At 74.9% G+C, this 18,918-nt stretch carries 13 protein-coding genes; 10 read left to right on the top strand and 3 right to left on the bottom strand.

Annotated elements, in window-relative coordinates; genetic code table 11:
• The first annotated feature begins 29 nt into the window (after positions 1-29).
• A complete protein-coding gene (locus AC3ERT_RS27345) occupies positions 30-1,019 on the top strand; it encodes an ATP-binding cassette domain-containing protein (protein ID WP_435177338.1) in 990 nt (329 codons plus the stop codon).
• On the top strand, positions 1,016-1,804 hold the full coding sequence (locus AC3ERT_RS27340; protein ID WP_435130261.1) for an ABC transporter permease: 789 nt from the start codon (positions 1,016-1,018) through the stop codon (positions 1,802-1,804). Before AC3ERT_RS27345 ends, AC3ERT_RS27340 begins: the two co-directional genes overlap by 4 nt.
• On the opposite strand, the gene AC3ERT_RS27335 is transcribed toward AC3ERT_RS27340, so the two are convergent.
• The 3 genes from AC3ERT_RS27335 to AC3ERT_RS27325 all read right to left on the bottom strand — a co-directional run bounded on the left by AC3ERT_RS27335 (position 1,788) and on the right by AC3ERT_RS27325 (position 7,262).
• Positions 1,788-4,955 carry an ATP-binding protein gene (locus tag AC3ERT_RS27335; protein WP_435177336.1) on the bottom strand — a complete coding sequence of 1,056 codons (3,168 nt, stop codon included), beginning with the start codon at positions 4,953-4,955 and terminating at the stop codon, positions 1,788-1,790. The two genes, AC3ERT_RS27340 and AC3ERT_RS27335, sit on opposite strands and share 17 nt — an antisense overlap.
• A gap of 104 nt (positions 4,956-5,059) precedes the next feature.
• Entirely contained in the window at positions 5,060-6,058 is a 999-nt protein-coding gene (gene gap, locus AC3ERT_RS27330; RefSeq protein WP_335978008.1) for a type I glyceraldehyde-3-phosphate dehydrogenase, read from the bottom strand.
• 247 nt (positions 6,059-6,305) lie between these two features.
• Positions 6,306-7,262 carry a GlxA family transcriptional regulator gene (locus AC3ERT_RS27325; protein ID WP_335978006.1) on the bottom strand — a complete coding sequence of 319 codons (957 nt, stop codon included), beginning with the start codon at positions 7,260-7,262 and terminating at the stop codon, positions 6,306-6,308.
• Between the two features lie 175 nt (positions 7,263-7,437).
• Here AC3ERT_RS27325 and AC3ERT_RS27320 point away from each other — a divergent pair, with 175 nt between their 5' ends.
• The 8 genes from AC3ERT_RS27320 (at position 7,438) to AC3ERT_RS27285 (ending at position 18,858) form a co-directional block, all read left to right on the top strand.
• Positions 7,438-10,647 carry an NHL domain-containing protein gene (locus AC3ERT_RS27320; RefSeq protein ID WP_435177334.1) on the top strand — a complete coding sequence of 1,070 codons (3,210 nt, stop codon included), beginning with the start codon at positions 7,438-7,440 and terminating at the stop codon, positions 10,645-10,647.
• Between the two features lie 37 nt (positions 10,648-10,684).
• The gene (locus AC3ERT_RS27315; RefSeq protein WP_435130251.1) at positions 10,685-12,274 is read left to right on the top strand and encodes a phospholipase C; all 1,590 of its coding nucleotides are present in this window, start codon (positions 10,685-10,687) and stop codon (positions 12,272-12,274) included.
• A 155-nt stretch (positions 12,275-12,429) separates the two neighbouring features.
• A complete protein-coding gene (locus AC3ERT_RS27310; RefSeq protein WP_435177332.1) occupies positions 12,430-13,086 on the top strand; it encodes a ribonuclease FAU-1 family protein in 657 nt (218 codons plus the stop codon).
• A 131-nt stretch (positions 13,087-13,217) separates the two neighbouring features.
• Complete coding sequence (gene uppS / locus AC3ERT_RS27305; RefSeq protein WP_435136331.1) at positions 13,218-14,000, top strand: polyprenyl diphosphate synthase; 783 nt, start codon at positions 13,218-13,220, stop codon at positions 13,998-14,000.
• A 257-nt stretch (positions 14,001-14,257) separates the two neighbouring features.
• Positions 14,258-15,058: a septum formation family protein gene (locus tag AC3ERT_RS27300; protein ID WP_435136334.1), complete on the top strand. Its 801-nt coding sequence runs from the start codon at positions 14,258-14,260 to the stop codon at positions 15,056-15,058.
• Positions 15,059-15,177: 119 nt separating this feature from the next.
• Positions 15,178-16,419 (top strand): ROK family transcriptional regulator, encoded by a 1,242-nt coding sequence (locus AC3ERT_RS27295; protein ID WP_335977997.1) that lies wholly within the window; start codon positions 15,178-15,180, stop codon positions 16,417-16,419.
• A gap of 157 nt (positions 16,420-16,576) precedes the next feature.
• Positions 16,577-17,854 (top strand): family 4 glycosyl hydrolase, encoded by a 1,278-nt coding sequence (locus tag AC3ERT_RS27290; RefSeq protein WP_435177329.1) that lies wholly within the window; start codon positions 16,577-16,579, stop codon positions 17,852-17,854.
• The gene (locus tag AC3ERT_RS27285; RefSeq protein WP_335977993.1) at positions 17,845-18,858 is read left to right on the top strand and encodes an N-acetylglucosamine kinase; all 1,014 of its coding nucleotides are present in this window, start codon (positions 17,845-17,847) and stop codon (positions 18,856-18,858) included. Before AC3ERT_RS27290 ends, AC3ERT_RS27285 begins: the two co-directional genes overlap by 10 nt.
• The last annotated feature ends 60 nt before the right edge of the window (positions 18,859-18,918 follow it).

Raw genomic sequence — 18,918 nt, 5'->3', positions numbered from 1 at the left:
TGAAGCCGGGGGGCGGGAAGCTCCGGGGCATGACGACGACATCGGGTGGGCCCGCCATCGAGGCGAGCGGGCTGCGGAAGGCGTACGGGGACAAGGTGGTCCTCGACGGGGTGGACATGGTGGTGTCCGCAGGCACCGTGTTCGCGCTGCTGGGGCCGAACGGGGCCGGGAAGACGACCGCGGTGAAGGTGCTGTCGACGCTGGTCGCGGCGGACGCCGGACACGTGCGGGTCGGCGGCCACGACGTGGTGGCCGGGGCGCAGCAGGTGCGGGCGGCGATCGGGGTGACAGGGCAGTTCTCCGCGGTGGACGGGTTGATCACCGGCGAGGAGAACATGCTGCTGATGGCGGACCTGCACCATCTGCCGCGCCGCGAGGGCCGCCGGGTGGCCGCGGAACTGCTGGCGCGGTTCGGCCTGGACGAGGCGGCGAGGAAGCCGGCGTCGACGTACTCCGGGGGGATGAAGCGGCGGCTGGACCTCGCGATGACGCTGGTGGGCGGCCCGCGGATCATCTTCCTGGACGAGCCGACCACGGGGCTGGACCCGCGCAGCCGCCACACGATGTGGGGCATCGTACGGGGGCTGGTCGCCGACGGGGTGACGGTGTTCCTCACCACGCAGTACCTGGAGGAGGCCGACGAACTCGCGGACCGTATCGCGGTGTTGAGCGAGGGCCGGATCGCGGCCGAGGGCACCGCGGAGGAGCTGAAGCGGCTCGTCCCGGGCGGGCACGTACGGCTGCGGTTCACGGACCCGGCCGCGTACCGGTCGGCGGCAGCGGCACTGCGCGGGGCGGGCGGGGACGAGGAGGCCCTGACCCTGCGGGTCCCCAGCGACGGCAGCCAGCGCGAACTGCGGTCCGTACTGGACCGGTTGGACGCCGCCGGTGTCGAGGCGGACGAGCTGACCGTGCACACCACCGACCTCGACGACGTGTTCTTCGCCCTCACCGGCGGCCGCGACGTCCCCGCGCAGCCCGGCAGCAGCAGCACCCTCCGGAAGGAAGAGACCCGATGAGCGCCCTCCCCCTGGCCGTCCGCGACTCCCACACGATGCTGCGCCGCAACCTCCTCCACGCGCGCCGCTACCCCTCCCTCACCCTCAACCTCCTGCTCACCCCGATCATGCTGCTCCTGCTCTTCGTCTACGTCTTCGGCGACGTGATGAGCGCGGGCATCGGGGGCGCGACCGCGAACCGCGCGGACTACGTCGCCTACCTGGTCCCGGGCATCCTGATGATGACGATCGGCAGCACCGTGATCGGGGCGGCGGTGTCGGTGGCCACCGACATGTCCGAGGGCATCATGGACCGGTTCCGCACGATGGCGATCCACCGCGGCGCCCCGATCATCGGGCATGTCGTGGGCAGCGTGCTCCAGGTGCTGGCCAGTCTGGTGCTGGTCGGCGCCGTCGCCGTGGCCGTCGGGTTCCGGTCCACCGGCGCGGGCGCGCTGGAGTGGCTGTCCGCGTTCGGGCTGCTCGCGCTGTTCGCACTGGCGCTGACCTGGGTCGCGGTCGGGATGGGGATGGCGAGCCCGAACGCCGAGGCCGCCGGGAACAGCGCGATGCCGCTGATCCTGCTGCCGCTGATCTCCAGCGCGTTCATCCCGGCGGACACGATGCCGGGCTGGTTCCAGCCGATCGCGAAGTACCAGCCGTTCACACCGGCCATCGAGACGCTGCGCGGGCTGCTGCTGGGCACGGGCATCGGGGACAACGGGTGGATCGCGCTGGCGTGGTGCGCCGGTCTGACGGTGCTGGGCTACCGCTGGTCGATGAGGTCTTTCAACCGCGGTCGGTGACGAGGGCGCGAGCGGCGGCCCGGAGGTCGTCCCGTGCCAGGGCGGCGTACCGCGACACCGCGTCGCGGTACGCCGCCCGGTCGGCGTTCTCGGCCGCCCGCCGGGCGCGGTCCGCGGACATCGTCGGCTGGAACTCCCGCAGGACGTGCAGCCGTTCGGCCAGGGCGAGCATGCGGACGGCGGGGGCGGGGTCGCCGCGGGTGAGGCCGGCCATGCCGAGGGCGTGCAGCGCGGTGCCGTACAGGGGGAGTTGCGCGGACGCGCCGGGCGCGGTGTCCGCGGCCAGCAGCAGGCGCAAGGAGCTTCGCAGCTCCGCGAGTTGGGGCTCGGCGAGGTCGAGGCGGCCGGCGTGCGCGTGGGCGGTGACCAGGGCCGCCTGGAGGTGCAGCGTCCAGGGGTCGGGCAGGGCCGGCTCGGCGGCGGCCGGTCCGGCCCCCGCGCGCATCCGCTCCCCCACCTCGCGCCACAGGCCGAGCCCCGTCTCGGTCTCCCCGCGCGCCAGCGCGACCTCGGCGCGGCCGGCCAGGTCCGGCCGGTAGTGCGCGTCCTGCCGCCGCGCGGCGTCCCGTTCGCACTGCGCGAGCCAGAACTCGGCCTCGTCGAGGTCGCCGCGCTGGAGGCAGGCGAGGACGAGGGAGGAGCGGACGAAGAGGTGCTCCTGCCCGTCGTTGAGGAGCGGCAACACGTCCAGTACCGCGAGGAGATGGCGGTACGCCTCCTCGCCGCGCCCGACCCGCAGGTACAGCTCGCTCAGTCGGGAGTGCCCGACCAGGCGCATCGACGGGCTGCCGGCCGGGGCCAGTTCGGTGACGACGCGGTGGGCGGAGGCGAGCGCGCGGTCGGGGTCGTGCTCGGCCTCCCAGACGTAGGTGGCGATGCTCTCGGCGATGCCGGCGACCAACGGGCGGTCGCTGCCGCACAGTTCGTTCAGCACCGCGAAGTCGGGGGGCCGTATCCGGGGGACGGCGAGGAGGACCAGCGCGGCAGCGCCCAGCAGGGTGTCGGGGGTGGCCGCGGGCAGCCGCCGCAGCGTGGCGAGTTGGCGCAGCGGACGCGGGCCGTGGCCCATGAGCAGGCCCGCGGTGCACATCACGGCGGCGGCGCGGGCGACTTCGGCGTGTTCGGGCGCGGGGCGGTGGTGCGAGAGGGCGGGGCCGGTGTCTGCGGCGAGGGTGAGCAGGCGGGCGTAGCCGGCGTCGCTGGACCACAGGGCGGCGAGCACCGCGGTGACGGCGGCGGTGGTGGCGCCGTCACCGCGGGCCAGGGCGTGCCGCAGGGCGAGGACGAGGTTGTCCTGCTCGGGTCTGATCAGCTCCCAGGCCGCGCGGGGTTCGGGGCCGAAGGGCACGCCGTGGTGGGCGGCGCCGAAGTCCCGGGCCCAGCGCAGGAAGCGGTCGGCGGCCTCGTCCTGCTCGCCGGCCTCGGCGCGGCGCGCGGCGCTGAACTCCCGTACGGTCTCCAGCATCCGGAAGCGGGTGCCGGCAGGGGTGTCGGCCACGGTGAGCAGGGACTGGTCGGCCAGTTGCTCCAGGACGGGCAGCGCGTCGGCGCCGAGGACGTGGTCCGCGGCGGCGCCGGAGAAGCCGCCGGGGAAGACGGACAGCAGGCGCAGCGCGGCGGCGGCGTCCTCGGCGAGCAGGTTCCAGCTCCACGCGACGACGGCGTGCAGGGTGCGGTGGCGTGCGGGGGTGTCCCGGGCGCCGCCGCGCAGCAGCGCGAAGCGGTCGCCGAGGCGGCGGGCGATCTCCGGGACCGACAGCGCGCGGACGCGGGCGGCGGCCAGTTCCAGGGCGAGGGGCAGCCCGTCGAGGTGGCGGCACAGCTCGGCGACGGCGTCCGGGGGCAGGTCGGCGCCGGGGCGGGCGGCGCGGGCGCGCTGGGTGAACAGCTCGGCGGAGGTGGCGGGGCCGAGGGCGGGCAGGGCGTACACCGCCTCGGAGGTGAGGTCGAGCGGGGCGCGGCTGGTGGCAAGCACCCGCAGGTCGCGCGTGGAGGCGACGAGGGCCCGTACGAGGTCGGCGGCGCCGTGGACGACCTGCTCGCAGTTGTCGAGGACGAGGAGGGCGGGGGCGGGGCCGAGGGCGCCGAGGATGCCGGGCACCGGGTCGGGTGCGGTGGAGGTGGAGGCGGGTGCGGTGGAGGCGGGGTGCCGGGCGTCCCCCGCGCCGAGCGCCGTCGCCACCTCGGCGGCCACCTCCTGGTCGGCGGTGACCCCGGCGAGCGGCACGAAGTGCACGACGCGCCCTTCGGCCCGGCGGCTGACGGCATGGGCGAGCCGGGTCTTGCCGAGGCCGCCGGGGCCGACCACGGTCACGGCGCGGGCGTCGCGCAGCAGGTGCAGCACCGCCTCGACGTCCGCGTCGCGGCCGAGCAGCGGGTTCGGTTCGTGCGGTACGCCGTGCACGGCCGCGGGAGTCTGTTCGCGCAGCAACTCCTGCTGCACGGCCCGCAGTCGGGCGCCCGGCGCGGTGCCGAGCCGGTCGCGCAGGCCGCGGCGGTACGCCTCGTAGCGGGTGAGCGCGGCGGACGGGCCGGCCGTCGCCGCCTGCGTGCGCAGGAGTTCGGCGAGGACTTCCTCGTCGTGCGGGTGGGCGGCGGCGGCCTGCGCGAGGGGGCCGGCGGCCTCGGTGTACCGGCCCAGCCGGGCCAGGGCCAGGGCCCGGGTACGGGCCAACGCGTCGCGCACGGGGCGGCGTTCGGCGCGCAGCGCGGCGACGGGGTCGGTCGCGGAGCCGGCGTCGTGGGAGTCGTCGGGGACCTCCGCCCACAGTGCGAGGCCGGTCTCGGCGGCCGCCAGCGCTCCCGCGTGGTCGCCGGCCCGGGCCCGCTCGGCGCCCGTGGATGCGGCGAGCAACAGGGCGGAGCTGTCCACCTGTTCCTCGGTCAGGGCCAGGCGGTATCCGCCCGGGGTGCTCTCGATGACCTCCGCGCCCCACTGCGCCCGTGCCCGGGACACGATCACCTGGAGCGCCTTGCCCGGCCGCTCCGGCAACTCCTCCGGCCACAGCCCGCGCACCAGCCGCTCCGTGCCGCACCCGCCCCGCAGCTCCCCGGCCAGCAGCGCCAGCAGCGCCCGCAGCCGCGGCGCGTTGACCTCCTGCCCGCGCCACGCCACCCGCGGCAGAAGAGTCAGCTCAGGTCTCGCGTCCACCCGCGCAGCCTAGGCCACCCGGCCTTCACCCGGACCGCCCGAGCCCCGCGGCCTTCGGGCGCACGGGGCCGGTCGGTGCCCCGGGCGAACCCGGGGGGCAAGGGTCAGGAGGCGGCGAGGAGTTGGAGGGTGTCGATGACGCGGTTGGAGAAGCCCCACTCGTTGTCGTACCAGGCGACGACCTTGATGTGGCGGCCGTCGACGCGGGTGAGGGCGGAGTCGAAGATCGCGGAGGCGGGGTTGCCGGTGATGTCGGAGGAGACGAGGGCGTCCTCGGAGTACTCCAGGACACCGGCGAGCCGGCCGTCGGCGGCGGCACGGTAGGCGGCGAGGACCTCGTCGCGGGTGACGTCGCGGGCGACGGTCGTGTTGAGTTCGACGATCGAGCCGACGGGGACGGGCACCCGGATGGAGTCGCCGGAGAGCTTGCCGTCGAGGTCGGGCAGGACCAGGCCGATCGCCTTGGCCGCGCCGGTGGTGGTGGGCACGATGTTGACGCCCGCGGCACGAGCCCGGCGCGGGTCGCGGTGCGGGCCGTCCTGGAGGTTCTGCTCCTGGGTGTAGGCGTGCACCGTGGTCATGAAGCCGTGCTCGATCCCGGCGAGGTCGTGCAGGACCGCGGCGAGCGGGGCGAGCGCGTTGGTGGTGCAGGAGGCGTTCGAGACGACCGTGTGCAGGGCCGGGTCGTACGCCTCGGTGTTGACGCCGAACGCCAGGGTCACGTCGGCGCCGTCGGAGGGCGCGCTGACCAGGACCTTGCGGGCGCCGGCGTCGAGGTGGGCGCGCGCGGCCTTCGCGGCGGTGAAGCGGCCGGTGGACTCCAGCACGATGTCCACGCCGAGCTCCGCCCACGGCAGCTGCGCGGGTTCGCGCTCGGCGAGCACCTTGATCCGGCGGCCGTCCACCACGAGGACGTCGCCGTCGACGCTCACCGGGCGGCCGAGGCGGCCGGCGGTCGAGTCGAAGGCGATCAGGCGGGCGAGCGCGGCCGGCTCGGTGAGGTCGTTGACGGCCACGACCTCCAGTTCGGTGTCGCGCTCCAGCAGCGCGCGCAGCACGTTGCGTCCGATGCGGCCGAATCCGTTGATGGCGATGCGGGTCATGAGAAGTGTCCCCAGTCCTGGCACGGTTCCTGAAGTCTCCGCAGGTCCCTGCGGGTGACTGTCCGGTTCGCCTTCCAGGGTGGCGCGCGGCGGCCGGGTACGGCCTGGGCACGAGCGCCACGGTTCGCAAGGATCGCGCCACGCACGCCGTAGGACCGCCTGCGCCGTACGCCCGGCACCGTACCGGCCCCGCGCCGAGACTCGCCGGGGCCCGCCGCTACTCGCCGCTACTCGCCGCTACTCGCCGCTACTCGCCGCGCGTGAACGTCCGCCGGTACTCGCTCGGTGTCGTCCCCAGCGTCCGCTGGAAGTGCAGCCGCAGGTTCGCCCCCGTCCCCAGCCCCACGTCCGCCGCGATCTGCTCGACGCTGCGCCCGGAGCGCTCCAGCAGCTCCCGCGCCACGTCCACCCGGGCCCGCATCACCCACTGCATCGGCGTGTACCCGGTGTCCTCGGTGAAGCGGCGCGAGAACGTCCGGGGCGAGACCGCCGCGTGGCGGGCCAGCACCTCCAGGGTGAGCGGCTCGCCGAGCCGGCGCAGCGCCCACTCCCGGGTGGCGGCGAACCGCTCCCCCAGCGGCTCGGGCACGCTGCGCGGCACGTACTGCGCCTGGCCGCCACTGCGGTACGGGGCCGCGACCAGCCGCCGCGCCGCGTGGTTGGAGGCGGCCACCCCCAGGTCGCGGCGCAGCACGTGCAGGCACAGGTCGATCCCGGAGGCGGCGCCGGCCGAGGTCAGCACGCTGCCTTCGTCGACGAACAGGACGTTCTCGTCCACCCGCACCCGGGGGTGCTTCACGGCGAGCGCCCGCGTGTAGTGCCAGTGGGTGGTGGCGCGGCGGCCGTCGAGCAGGCCGGTGGCGGCCAGTGCGAAGGCGCCGGTGGAGATCGCGGCGAGCCGCGCGCCGCGGCGGTGGGCGGCGACCAGCGCCTCGACGACGGCCGGCGGCGGGTCGTCGCGGTCGGGGAAGCGGTAGCCGGGGATGAAGACGATCTCGGCCCAGGCGAGCGCGTCGAGGCCGTCGGCGACGTGGTACGACAGCCCGTCGCCGCCGGTGACCAGACCCGGCGCCGCACCGCACACCCGCACCTCGTACGGCATGCTCGCGCGGGTCGAGAAGACCTGCGCGGGAATCCCGACGTCGAGCGGCTTGGCCCCTTCGAGCACGAGGACGGCGACGCGTTGCAGGGCGGAGGCGGGCACGCGCACCAGCGTAAGTGCGGGGCGGCGCCGGACCGTCCATCCGGCGGCCGCGCCGACGCCTATGCGGCCCAACGGGCGCAATTCGCAGGCCGGCTGAGGAATGTTCACACAACATCCATCGTCCCGCCGGAACCGGGCCGCGCGGCGTCCGTGGCGCTGGCTGTGAATGAGGGCCATGATCCCTCAACTCAAGGTCGGCTGGAGAACCGTGGCCGCGGCCGCCGCGGCGCTGACCGTCCTCGGCCTCGTCGGGGCCGACGCCGACGGCAGCACCGCCACCGCGGCCACCACCGGCCAGCGCTTCTCCGCCGCCTGCCCCGACGCCGACGTGGTGACCCCCGCCCTGGGCACCAACCTCATCGCCAACCCGGGCGCGGAGGACTTCACCGCGGTCACCGCGCTCGGCGCCCCGGCGGGCGACCCGCAGGACGTCCCCGACTGCTGGGACGCCTCCTCCCCGATGAACGCGCCCGGCGCGGTCCTGGAGTCGGCCGCGTCCTCGGAGCCGGGCCAGACCGGCAAGCGCACCTTCTACGGCGGCTACGACTACGACTCCCCGCAGGTGTCGATCGTCGGCGTCACCACGATCGCCACCCAGATGATCGACGTCGGCGCGCTGGACGCGGGCGGCAAGGCGTTCACCCTGACCGGCGCGATCGGCGGCTACACCACGCAGGCCGACTACGCCACGGTGACGGCCGCGTTCCAGGACGCCAAGGGCGCCACCCTCGGCTCCGCGGTGCTCGGCCCGGTCAACGCCGGGCAGCGCGGCAGCGTCACCAGCCTCGTCCCGCAGGCGGCGGCCGGCACCGTCCCGGCCGGCACCCAGCAGGTCCTGGTCACCATCGCCTCGACCGGCGTCAGCGCCGGGTACGGCATCGACGGCCGGGCCGACGACCTCGACCTGACGATCGCCGCCGACGGCACCGGCCAGCACTACACCGCGCCCTGCCCGGCCGCCGACCAGGTCACCCCCGCCCTGGACAGCAACCTCATCGCCAACCCCGGCGCCGAGGACGCCACCGCGGCCACCGCGCTCGGCGCCCCCGACGGCGACGACCAGGCCATCGCCGACTGCTGGACCAGCAACTCGCCGCTGGGCGCCCCCGACGCCACCCAGGAGTCGCGCGCCTCCACCGCCCCCGGCACCACCGGCGACCGCGTCTTCCACGGCGGCAGCAGCCCGGACGGCGTATCGGCGGCGGGCACCGTCACCAGCGGCACCCAGCTGGTCGACGTCAGCGCGCTGGACGTGGACGGCAAGCCGTACAAGCTGACCGGCCAGGTCGGCGGGTCCGCCGCACAGGGCGACTTCGCCCAGGTCACCGCCACTTTCGAGGACGCCGACGGCGCCGCTCTCGGCACGGCCGGCATCGGCCCGGCCACCGCCGCCCAGCGCGCGAACACCACCGAGCTGCTCTCCGACGGCACATACGGCACGGTCCCGGCGGGCACGAAGAAGATCCTCGTCACGATCGTCACGGCGGCCGTCGCCGACGACTCCGGCAACGACGGCACGGCCGACAACCTCAACCTGACGATCGGCCAGAAGACGGTCGGCCAGACGTACACCGCGCCCTGCCCGGCCGCCGACCAGGTCACCCCGGCCCTGAACGCCAACCTCATCGCCAACCCCGGCGCCGAGGACTTCACCGCGGCCACCGCGCTCGGCGCGCCGCTGGGCGACGACCAGACCATCGCCGACTGCTGGACCAGCGCCTCCCCGCTCAACGCCCCCGACGGCACACAGGAGTCGCGCGCGTCGACGTACCCGGGCGTGACCGGCGGCCGGGTCTTCTACGGCGGCACCAACCCCAGCACCGTGTCGATCCCGGGCATCGCCACCACCGGCGTGCAGACCGTCGACCTGGGTGCGCTCAGCACCGGCGACCAGCCGTTCGAGCTCTCCGGCGACCTCGGCGGCTACGCCACGCAGAGCGACTACGCCACCGTCACGGCCGCGTTCGTGGACGACCAGGGCGGCACGCTCGGCTCGGGCGTGATCGGCCCGGTCACCGCCGCCCAGCGCGGCAACGTCTCCAGCCTGGTCCACCAGGCATGGTACGGCACGGTGCCCGACGGCACCGCGAAGGTCGTGGTCACCATCGCGACGGTCGGCGTGAGCAGCGGCGCCAACTCCGACGGCACCGCCGATAACCTCGACCTGAGGATCGGCTCCGACGCGGTGCCGTCCGGGCCGGTGCTCCAGACCATGCCGTACACCTCGGTCGGCGACATCCCCGGCACCCACGTGGACCCAGGCACCGGCGCGGTCGTGCCCAACGTGACGCCGGGCTCGCTGTACCGGCCGGCGGGCATCTCCGTCGGCGGTGGCTCCCCGCAGGCGCAGTCCCAGGGCGCCGCGGGCACGAAGGCGAACCTGCGGGCGGAGCTGGCGAGCGTCGGCGACGGCTCGGTCTACGTCTCCAACACCGGTGACAACGTGGTGGCGCGGCTGCGCGACGGCGCCACCAGCGTCATCGCCGGACAGCTGGAGGACAGCGGGGAGAAGGGCGACGGCGGCAAGGCCACCGACGCGACGCTCTACCAGCCGGCCGGCACCGCCGTGGACGGCAGCGGCGACGTCTTCATCGCCGACAGCGGCGACAACGTGGTCCGCGAGGTCTCCGCGAAGGGCGTGATCTCGCGCTTCGCCGGCACCGGGACCGCGGGCAGCCGGTCCTCCGCCAACGCGCTCACCACGCAGCTCGACGGCCCGGCGGCCGTGGCGGTCGACAGCGCGGGCGACGTGTACGTCTCCGACACCCGCAACAACCGCGTCCTCGAGGTGAACACCAGGCACAAGGTCGTCCGGGTGATCGGCACCGGCCGCGCCGGGTACGCCGGCGACGGCAAGGCCGCCACCCGCGCCCAGCTCGACCAGCCCACCGGGCTGGCCCTGGACGCCAAGGGCAACCTCTACGTCGCGGACTCGGCGAACAACGTGATCCGCCGGGTGGACGCGGCGTCCGGGGCGATCAGCACCGTGGCGGGCGACTACGCCGCGGCCAGGGCCGACGACGGCCTCGGCGGCTTCGCCGGGGACGGCGGCGCGGCCACCTCCGCGCGGCTCAACGACCCGCAGGGCGTGGCCCTGGACGGCGCGGGCGACCTGTTCGTCGCCGACACCGTCAACAACGCGGTCCGCATGGTCACCCCCGACGGGACCATCACCACCGTGGTCAACAGCTCGGCCGCGCCCGGCGGCGAGAGCAGCGGCGCGGCGCCGACCGCCTCCAGGCTCAACAGCCCGATCGCGGTCGCGGTCGACCTGTCCACGCACCTGCTGTACGTGGCCGACACCCACAACAACGCGGTGGCGCAGGTGCTCGGGATCGCCCGGGCCGGCGACGCGGCCGGGCCCACGGCCCCCGCGACGTCCTGACCGGTCCGAGACCCGACGAGAGAGGAAGAGAGAGACGATGAGCACCACCGACTCCCGCAACCCCGGCCCGGCCGCGGGCCGCTCGGGGATGTCCCGCCGCCGCTTCATCACCAGCGCCGCCACACTGGCCGGCGCCGCCGGTGCGGCCGGCGTGCTGCCGGAGAGCCTGGCGCGGGCCGCGGCCGCGACCCCCGCCAAGGGCAGCCTGTCCCAGATCAAGCACGTCGTGTACGTGATGATGGAGAACCGGTCCTTCGACCACTACTTCGGCATGTTCCCCGGCGCGCGCGGCTTCAGCGACCCGACCGCGATCAGGCTGCCCAACGGCGACTCCGTCTTCCGGCAGCCCGACCCGGCGAACCCGGACGGCTACCTGGAGCCGTTCCACATGTCCACCATCAGCACCGGCGCGGCCGCGATACCGTCGCTGTCGCACGACTGGCGCGACCAGCACGCCTCGTGGAACCACGGCGCGATGGACGGCTGGCTGACCACCCACCTCGCCTCCGACGGCGAGGTCAACGGGTCCTACACGATGGGGTACTTCACCCGCGAGGACATCCCCTTCCACTGGGCGCTGGCGGAGTCCTTCACACTGCTGGACAACTACCACTGCTCGATCCTCGGCCCGACGGACCCCAACCGGCTGGTGTGGATGTCCGGCACCAACGACCCGCAGGGCAGGTTCGGCGGGCCGGTGCTGGAGACGGTCACGCCCAACCCGATGACGCACCCGTCGGCGGCGGAGGTCCTGTACGACGCCGGGTACAGCGTCAAGACGTACTTCTCCGGCGCGACCAGCGGGTTCAACGTCTTCTCCTGGTTCGCCAGCTTCCAGAACAAGACGGTGCCCACCGGGCTGTACAACGCCGTGATGAGCGGCGGCACCCTGTACGGCGACGGCACGCCCGGGAAGGCCGGCGACCCGCTGAACCCGACGGCGGCGGCCGACCCGGCGCTCGGGTTCGAGGAGGACTGCGCCAACGGGGTCCTCGCGGACGTGTCCTGGCTGTACATGCCGAGCGCGGCCGACGAGCACCCGCCGAACCTCCCGGCGGCCGGGGCGCAGTACCTCGCCTCGAAGCTGGAGGCGCTCGCGGCCAACGAGGAGCTGTGGAACTCGACCGTCTTCGTGCTCAACTACGACGAGAACGACGGGTTCTTCGACCACGTGCCGCCGCCGGTGCCCGACCCGCGCAGGTACCCCGAGGAGTTCGTCACCGTGCCCTCGCCGAAGGGCACCCCGGGCGGCGGGCTGCCGGCCGGCGGCGGCTTCCGGGTGCCGTGCATCATCGTCTCGCCGTGGACCGTGGGCGGCCGGATCTTCTCCGAGGTCTCCGACCACACCTCCGGGCTGCAGTTCATCGAGACGCTCACCGCGGCGGGCGGCCTGTCCGGCAACGGCCCGGTGAAGTTCACCCCGATCAGCACCTGGCGGCGCCGCACCTTCGGTGACTTCACCGGGGCGCTGCGCCTGAACGACCGCAAACCGGCCCCGAGCAACCCGCAGTTCGAGCCGGGCACCACCGCGGCCAACCTCGCCGCGCAGACCGCGGCCGCCGCCCAGCCGATGCCGTCGCGCCCCGGCGCGACGCAGAGCATGCCGGCGCAGCCGCACGGGCACTGACCGTCCGGCGCCGGCCCGTCCGAGGGCAGGGGGAACCGCGGGCCGTACGCCCACCCGGCGTACGGCCCGCGGCCACCCGCGCCGGTCGCGTGCCTCCGCCCGCCGGGGTGGCGGCCGCGGGCGCCGGGCAGGAATCCGGCCGAGGAGGTGGCGACATGGCACCGTTCGCCCCGGGAACGACGGTCGTCCGCAGGGACGTCTTCCGAGGCAGGGTCTGGAGCGCCCAGGCGCTCCGCGTGGTGAACGACGACCCCGAAGCGCTGGTCGCGGCCTGCCGCCCCGGCGCCCAGTCCCTGGCCCCGGCGGCCTGGATCGCGACGCAGGTGTCCGGGCAGCGGGTCGGGCGGATGCGGGCGCTGGACGACCTCGCCTCGGGCGACTGGCGGCTGGGCCGCTGGACCTGGCAGGACACCGTCCTGCTGCTCTGGAACCCCCCGGCGACGTACTTCAGCGTCAACGCCTTCTACGCGCCCGACGGCGACCACCGCCTCGACCACTGGTACGTCAACTTCCAGCGGCCGCTGCGCCGCACCGGCCTCGGCTTCGACACCTTCGACCTCCTCCTCGACCTCGTCGTCAGCCCCGACCTCTCCCGGTGGACCTGGAAGGACGAGGACGAGTACGCCCAGGGGCGCCGGCTCGGCGTCGTCGACGACACCGACCACGCCGCCGTCGAGGCCGCCCGCGACCAGGTGCTGGCCATGATCAAGAGCGCCGACGGGCCCTTCGCCCCCGCCGCGGGCTGGCACCGGTGGACCTCCTCCGCCAGCTGGCCGACGGCGCTCCTCCCCGCCGCCTCCGCGATCCCCTGACGCCGCGGGGGGCGCGGGCGCGGCCGCGGTTCCGGCCGGACCGGGGGACGTAACAGGTCGGGCGTGGCATCGTTTCGTGTTGTAGCGGGTCCGACGAAGGGGTCCGCGGCCTGTCCCGGAAGGAGCGCGGCATGCGCATGGCCGGTCCGCTGTATGCCCTGTACACGCGGCGGTTGCGCCGCAAGGTCGCCGCGTCCGGGCCGCTGCCGCGGCACATCGGGCTGATCATGGACGGCAACCGGCGCTGGGCCCGGCAGATGGGCCTGGCCAGCCCGAGCCAGGGGCACCGGGCGGGCGGCGAGCACGTGGAGGAGGTGCTCGGCTGGTGCGACCGGCTGGGCGTGACCCACGTGACGGTCTTCGTGTGCTCCACGGAGAATTTGGCCCGCCGCGACAGCGCCGAAGTGGCCTTCCTGATGGGCCTGATCGAGGACCTGGTCGGCCGGCGCCTGGCCGGGGCCGGCGCCCGCCGCCAACTGCACGTCGCGGGAACGCTGGACGCGCTGCCCGACCGTACCGCCCGCGTGCTGAAGGAGGCGGTGGCCGCGACGAGCGGCTGTGCGACCGGGGCCCACGTCACGCTCGCCATCGGCTACGGCGGCCGCCAGGAAGTGGTCGACGCGCTGCGCGAACTGCTCTACGAGCAAGCCGAGTCGGGCCGCACCCTGGGCGAACTCGCCGACGAGATCGACCTCGACGACGTGGCCCGGCACCTGTACACCGCCGGGCAGCCCGACCCCGACCTCGTCATCCGCACCAGCGGCGAGCAGCGGATGTCCAACTTCCTGCTGTGGCAGAGCGCCCACGCCGAGCTGTACTTCTGCGAAGCCTACTGGCCCGCCTTCCGCGAACTGGACTTCCTCCGCGCCGTCCGCAGCTACGCCGACCGCCGCAGCTCCTCCCCCACCCCGTAAGCCCCCGCCCGGTTTGGGCCCGGTGCTCCCGCCGCACCTCTTCCGCCCGGACAACGCCCGGGACACGGCCGCTTCCCCGTTGGTACGGTCGTCACTCCCGCCGTGCGGCACGGCCGCGGGAGCGCGAGGATCTGGGGGGATCTGTGAGCAGCCGGTCGATCGTCCGACGCGTGTCCACGGCCACGGCGGCGGCCCTTCTCGTGCCGTTGGCGCTGGCGTCGTGCCAGGGCTCCGCGCCCTCGAACCACCGGGGTCACGTGACTGCGCGCCCCACGCCGTCGGCGGACCCGCACACCGCCGACCCCGACCCGCGGCATCTGGCGCTGGGCGACTGCTTCACCGCGGACCGCACGCTCACCCTCATCGGTGCGACGATGCCCCTCGCGCCCGTGCACATCGTGCCGTGCACGAGCCGGCACGACGCCGAGGTGTACGGCCGGTTCACCTTCTACCAGGGCCGCCTGCCCTACCCCTCCTCGGAGGACCTGACGGACACCGCCGAGGGCGACTGCGAGAACCTCGTGACGCCCTACGACATGGACAGCTGGACCCTCTCCCCGACGGAGGTCCTGGCCCGCTCCCTCCTGCCGACGCGGGCGGAGTGGGCCGCGGGCGACCAGGACATCATCTGCTACTGGACGCACCGCGACGGCACGAGCGACGTCTCGCTGCGCCGCGACCGGACCACGCTCGACCCCGACCAGTACGCCTACCTCGACGCCACCGACCGGCCGGAGACCGCCCTCGCGCAGGACCCGGCGTCGCAGGGCGAGAACGACCTGTCCTCCTACCAGTTGTGGGCGGGCGGCATGGCCGACTCGCTCACCATCGAGGCGCAGTTGCTGCGCCGGCGCACCTGGCCCGCACGCGCAAGGGGCCCGCTCGACGCGCTGCTGCGCCGCGTCGACCTGCTCGCCGGGCGGTGGCGCGACGCTTCGGAGGACAGCACCCGCGCATCGATCAGGCGCGACACCCGTGCCCTCCGGAGCGAGGACTCGGTGCAGCAGGAGCGCGCCGTCCGCCAGGCGCTCGGCCTCACCGCCACCCGCGCGCGCTGACACCGCTTCATCACGGGTTGGGCGGGGGCGGGGCCGCGGGGGGCTTGACGCTTGGCTGGGGGCGGGCCTATGTTGACATTTGCAGATAGGAAAGTTTACTAACAGTGAATTGGGGGAGGATGGCGCGCATGGCTGGCACTCCCGGAACGCCGCGCGTCCTGCGCGCCATGAACGACCGCGCCGCGCTCGACCTCCTGCTGGAGCACGGCACGCTCTCGCGTACCCGCATCGGCAAGCTCACCGGCCTGTCGAAGCCCACCGCGTCGCAGTTGCTCGCGCGGCTGGAGGCGGCCGGGCTGGTGCTGGCCACCGGCACCACCGCGGGCCGCCCGGGGCCCAACGCCCAGTTGTACTCGGTGAACCCGGCGGCCGCCTACGTCGCCGGGCTCGACGTGAAGACCGAGCGGATCAGGGCCGCGGTCGCCGACATCACCGGCCGCACGGTCGGCGACTTCCGGCTGCCCACGCCGACCCACCCGGCCGGCAGCGCCGTGCCGCAGGTGGTGCAGGCGCTGGAGGGCGCGCTGAAGGCCGCCGGGCTCGGCCGCGCCGACCTGCACCGGGTGGTGATCGGCACCCCTGGCGCGTTCGACCCGAGCACCGGGCGGCTGCGCTACGCCAGCCACCTGCCCGGCTGGCACTCCCCCAGCCTGCTCGACGAACTGGCCGCCGCGCTGCCGATCCCGCTGGAGTACGACAACGACGTGAACCTCGCCGCGATCGCCGAGCAGCGCCTCGGCGCGGCCCGCGGCCACGGGGACTTCGCGCTGCTGTGGAACGAGGAGGGCATCGGCGCGGCCTTCGTCCTCGGCGGGCGGCTGCACCGCGGCTGGACCGGCGGCGCCGGCGAGGTCGGCTTCCTGCCGGTGCCCGGCACCCCCCTGGTCCGCAACGTCGCCAAGGCCAACAACGGCGGCTTCCAGGAGCTGGCCGGGTGCAACGCGGTCCTGCGCATCGCCCGCGAACTCGGGATCGACGTGCCGGACGGCAGCCTGGAGGACGCCGCGGCCGAACTGCTGCGCCGGGCCGCGCAGTTCCACCAGGAGGCGGCCGGCGCGGACGGCGGCGGCGAACCCGCGGGCCCGTACGCGGAGTTGCTGGCCCGCTGCGCTACCGGGCACGCCATCGGCCTCGCCTCGATCGTCGCGGTGCTCGACCCGGAGCTGATCGTGCTGGCCGGCGACGTCACGGTCTCCGGCGGCGAGCCGCTGCGCGCCCTGATCCAGTCCGAGCTGGCCGAACTGGCCGTACCCCGGCCCCGGTTGGTGCTCGGCACCGTCGCGCTGCACCCCGTGCTGAGCGGCGCCCTGGAGAGCGCGCTCGCCACCACCCGCGACGAGGTGTTCGACACCTCCCGCTGACCCCGCACCCGCGACCGCACCCGTGGCGGCCACCACACCCACGGCAATCCGACCCGGCGGCCGCCGTTCTCGTGACGGCCCCCGTGGTCGTGGTCCTCTTCCTCGCATTCGCACAGAAAGCCTTCATCGAAGGTGTGACGCTGACAGGAGTCAAAGGTTGAAACTCGCAGTCGTGGGCGGCGGTTCCACCTACACGCCCGAACTGGTCGACGGGTTCGCGCGGTTGCGGGACACGCTGCCGGTGGAGGAGCTGGTGCTGATCGACCCGGCCGCCGAAAGGCTGGAGCTGGTCGGCGGGCTGGCCCGGCGGATCTTCGCGAAGCAGGGGCACCCCGGGCGGATCGTCACCACCGACGACGTCGCCGCGGGCGTGGCCGGCGCCGACGCGGTCCTGCTCCAACTGCGCGTCGGCGGACAGGCCGCGCGCAACCAGGACGAGACCTGGCCGCTGGAGTGCGGCTGCGTCGGCCAGGAGACCACCGGCGCGGGCGGGCTCGCCAAGGCGATGCGCACCGTGCCGGTGGTGCTCGACATCGCCGAGCAGGTGCGCAGGACCGCCCCGGACGCCTGGATCATCGACTTCACCAACCCGGTCGGCATCGTCACCCGGGCGCTGCTCCAGGCCGGGCACAAGGCGGTCGGCCTGTGCAACGTGGCCATCGGCTTCCAGCGGAAGTTCGCCCGGCTGCTGGACGTCACCCCCGAGCAGGTGCACCTCGACCACGTGGGCCTGAACCACCTCACCTGGGAGCGCGGGGTGCGGCTGGGCGGACCGGACGGCGCGGACGTGCTGCCGCGGCTGCTCGCCGAGCACGGCGACGCCATCGCCGAGGACCTGCACATGCCGCGCACCCTGGTGGACCGGCTCGGCGTCGTGCCGTCGTACTACCTGCGCTACTACTACGCGCACGACGCGGTGGTGCGCGAGCTGGGCACCAAGCCGTCGCGGGCCGCCGAAGTCGCCGCGATGGAGAAGCAGTTGCTGGCGATGTACGGCGACCCGGCGCTGGACGAGAAGCCGGAGTTGCTGTCCAAGCGGGGCGGCGCCTTCTACTCCGAGGCGGCCGTCGCGCTCGCCGCCTCGCTGCTGCGCCCGCCGTCGCCGTCGTGGACCGGCGACGTGCAGGTGGTCAACACCTACAACAACGGCACGCTGCCCTTCCTGCCGGACGACGCCGTCGTCGAGGTGCCCGCGCGGGTGGACGGCACCGGCGCCACCCCGCTGCCGGTGCCGCCGCTGGAGCCGCTCTTCGCCGGCCTGGTCGCGAGCGTCACCGCGTACGAGGACCTGGCGCTGGACGCGGCGCTGCGCGGCGGCCGGGACCGGGTCTTCGCCGCGCTGCTGGCCCACCCGCTGATCGGCCAGTACGCGTACGCCGACGGCCTGACCGACCGGCTGATCGCGCACAACCGGGAGCACTTCGCGTGGGCGTGACATCCGAGCCGCTCGTCCCCGGCGGCGTCCTCGCCGTCGACGCGGGCAACAGCAAGACCGACGTGGCGCTGGTCGCCGCCGACGGACGGGTGCTGGGCGGCGCCCGCGCCGGCGGCTTCCAGCCGCCGGTCACCGGGGTCGACCGGGCCGTGGCGGTCGTCGCCGACGCGGTGGAGCGCGCGGCCGCGGCCGCCGGGCTGCCCGCGGCGGGCGACCGCGGCGGCCGGCCACTGGCCGAGCACACCTCGGCGTGCCTGGCCAACGCCGATCTGCCGGTCGAGGAGCGGCAGTTGCGGCAGGCGCTGCACGCGCGCGGCTGGGCGCGCGAGACCCACGTCGCCAACGACACGTTCGCGGTCCTGCGGGCGGGCGTGGCGCAGCCGCGCGGCGTCGCCGTGGTGTGCGGCGCCGGGATCAACTGCGTCGGGCTGCTGCCGGACGGGCGCACCGCGCGCTTCCCCGCGATCGGGAAGATCTCCGGTGACTGGGGCGGCGGTTCGGGCCTGGCCGAGGAGGCGCTGTACCTCGCCGCACGCGCCGAGGACGGCCGGGGCGGCCCGACCGCGCTGGCCGCGGCACTGCCCGCGCACTTCGGGCTGCGCACCATGTACGAGCTGATCGAGGCGCTGCACCTGGCGCACATCCCGTACGAGCGGCGGTACGAGCTGACGCCGGTGCTCTTCGCGACCGCCGACGCGGGCGACCCGGTGGCCCGGTCCGTCGTCGACCGGCAGGCCGAGGAGGTGGTCGCGCTCGCCACGGTCGCGCTGCGGCGGCTGGAACTCCTCGACGACGAGGTGGACGTGGTGCTCGGCGGCGGGGTGCTGGCGGCGGGCAACGCCCGGCTGCTGGACGGCGTCACCGCCGGGCTCGCCGCGGCCGCGCCCAAGGCCCGCGCGCACGTGGTCACCGCGCCCCCGGTGCTCGGGGCGGCACTGCTCGGCCTGGACCGCACCGCGGCCCCGCCCGACGCGCACACCGCGCTGCGCGCGCACTACCGGTAGGGCGGGGTCCGGGGCCGGGCCCGGCGCACAGGGTGGCCAGGAACCGCGCGGCGGCCCCAG

This window comes from Actinacidiphila sp. bgisy145 (genome assembly GCF_057708125.1).
This window is presented reverse-complemented; position numbering and strand designations above follow the sequence as displayed.

Coding starts and splice junctions, on each gene's coding strand:
- AC3ERT_RS27345 (WP_435177338.1), top strand. CDS start 30: ATGACGACGACATCGGGTGGGCCCGCCATCGAGGCGAGCGGGCTGCGG.
- AC3ERT_RS27340 (WP_435130261.1), top strand. CDS start 1,016: ATGAGCGCCCTCCCCCTGGCCGTCCGCGACTCCCACACGATGCTGCGC.
- gap (WP_335978008.1), bottom strand. CDS start 6,058: ATGACCCGCATCGCCATCAACGGATTCGGCCGCATCGGACGCAACGTG.
- AC3ERT_RS27320 (WP_435177334.1), top strand. CDS start 7,438: ATGATCCCTCAACTCAAGGTCGGCTGGAGAACCGTGGCCGCGGCCGCC.
- AC3ERT_RS27315 (WP_435130251.1), top strand. CDS start 10,685: ATGAGCACCACCGACTCCCGCAACCCCGGCCCGGCCGCGGGCCGCTCG.
- AC3ERT_RS27310 (WP_435177332.1), top strand. CDS start 12,430: ATGGCACCGTTCGCCCCGGGAACGACGGTCGTCCGCAGGGACGTCTTC.
- uppS (WP_435136331.1), top strand. CDS start 13,218: ATGCGCATGGCCGGTCCGCTGTATGCCCTGTACACGCGGCGGTTGCGC.
- AC3ERT_RS27295 (WP_335977997.1), top strand. CDS start 15,178: ATGGCGCGCATGGCTGGCACTCCCGGAACGCCGCGCGTCCTGCGCGCC.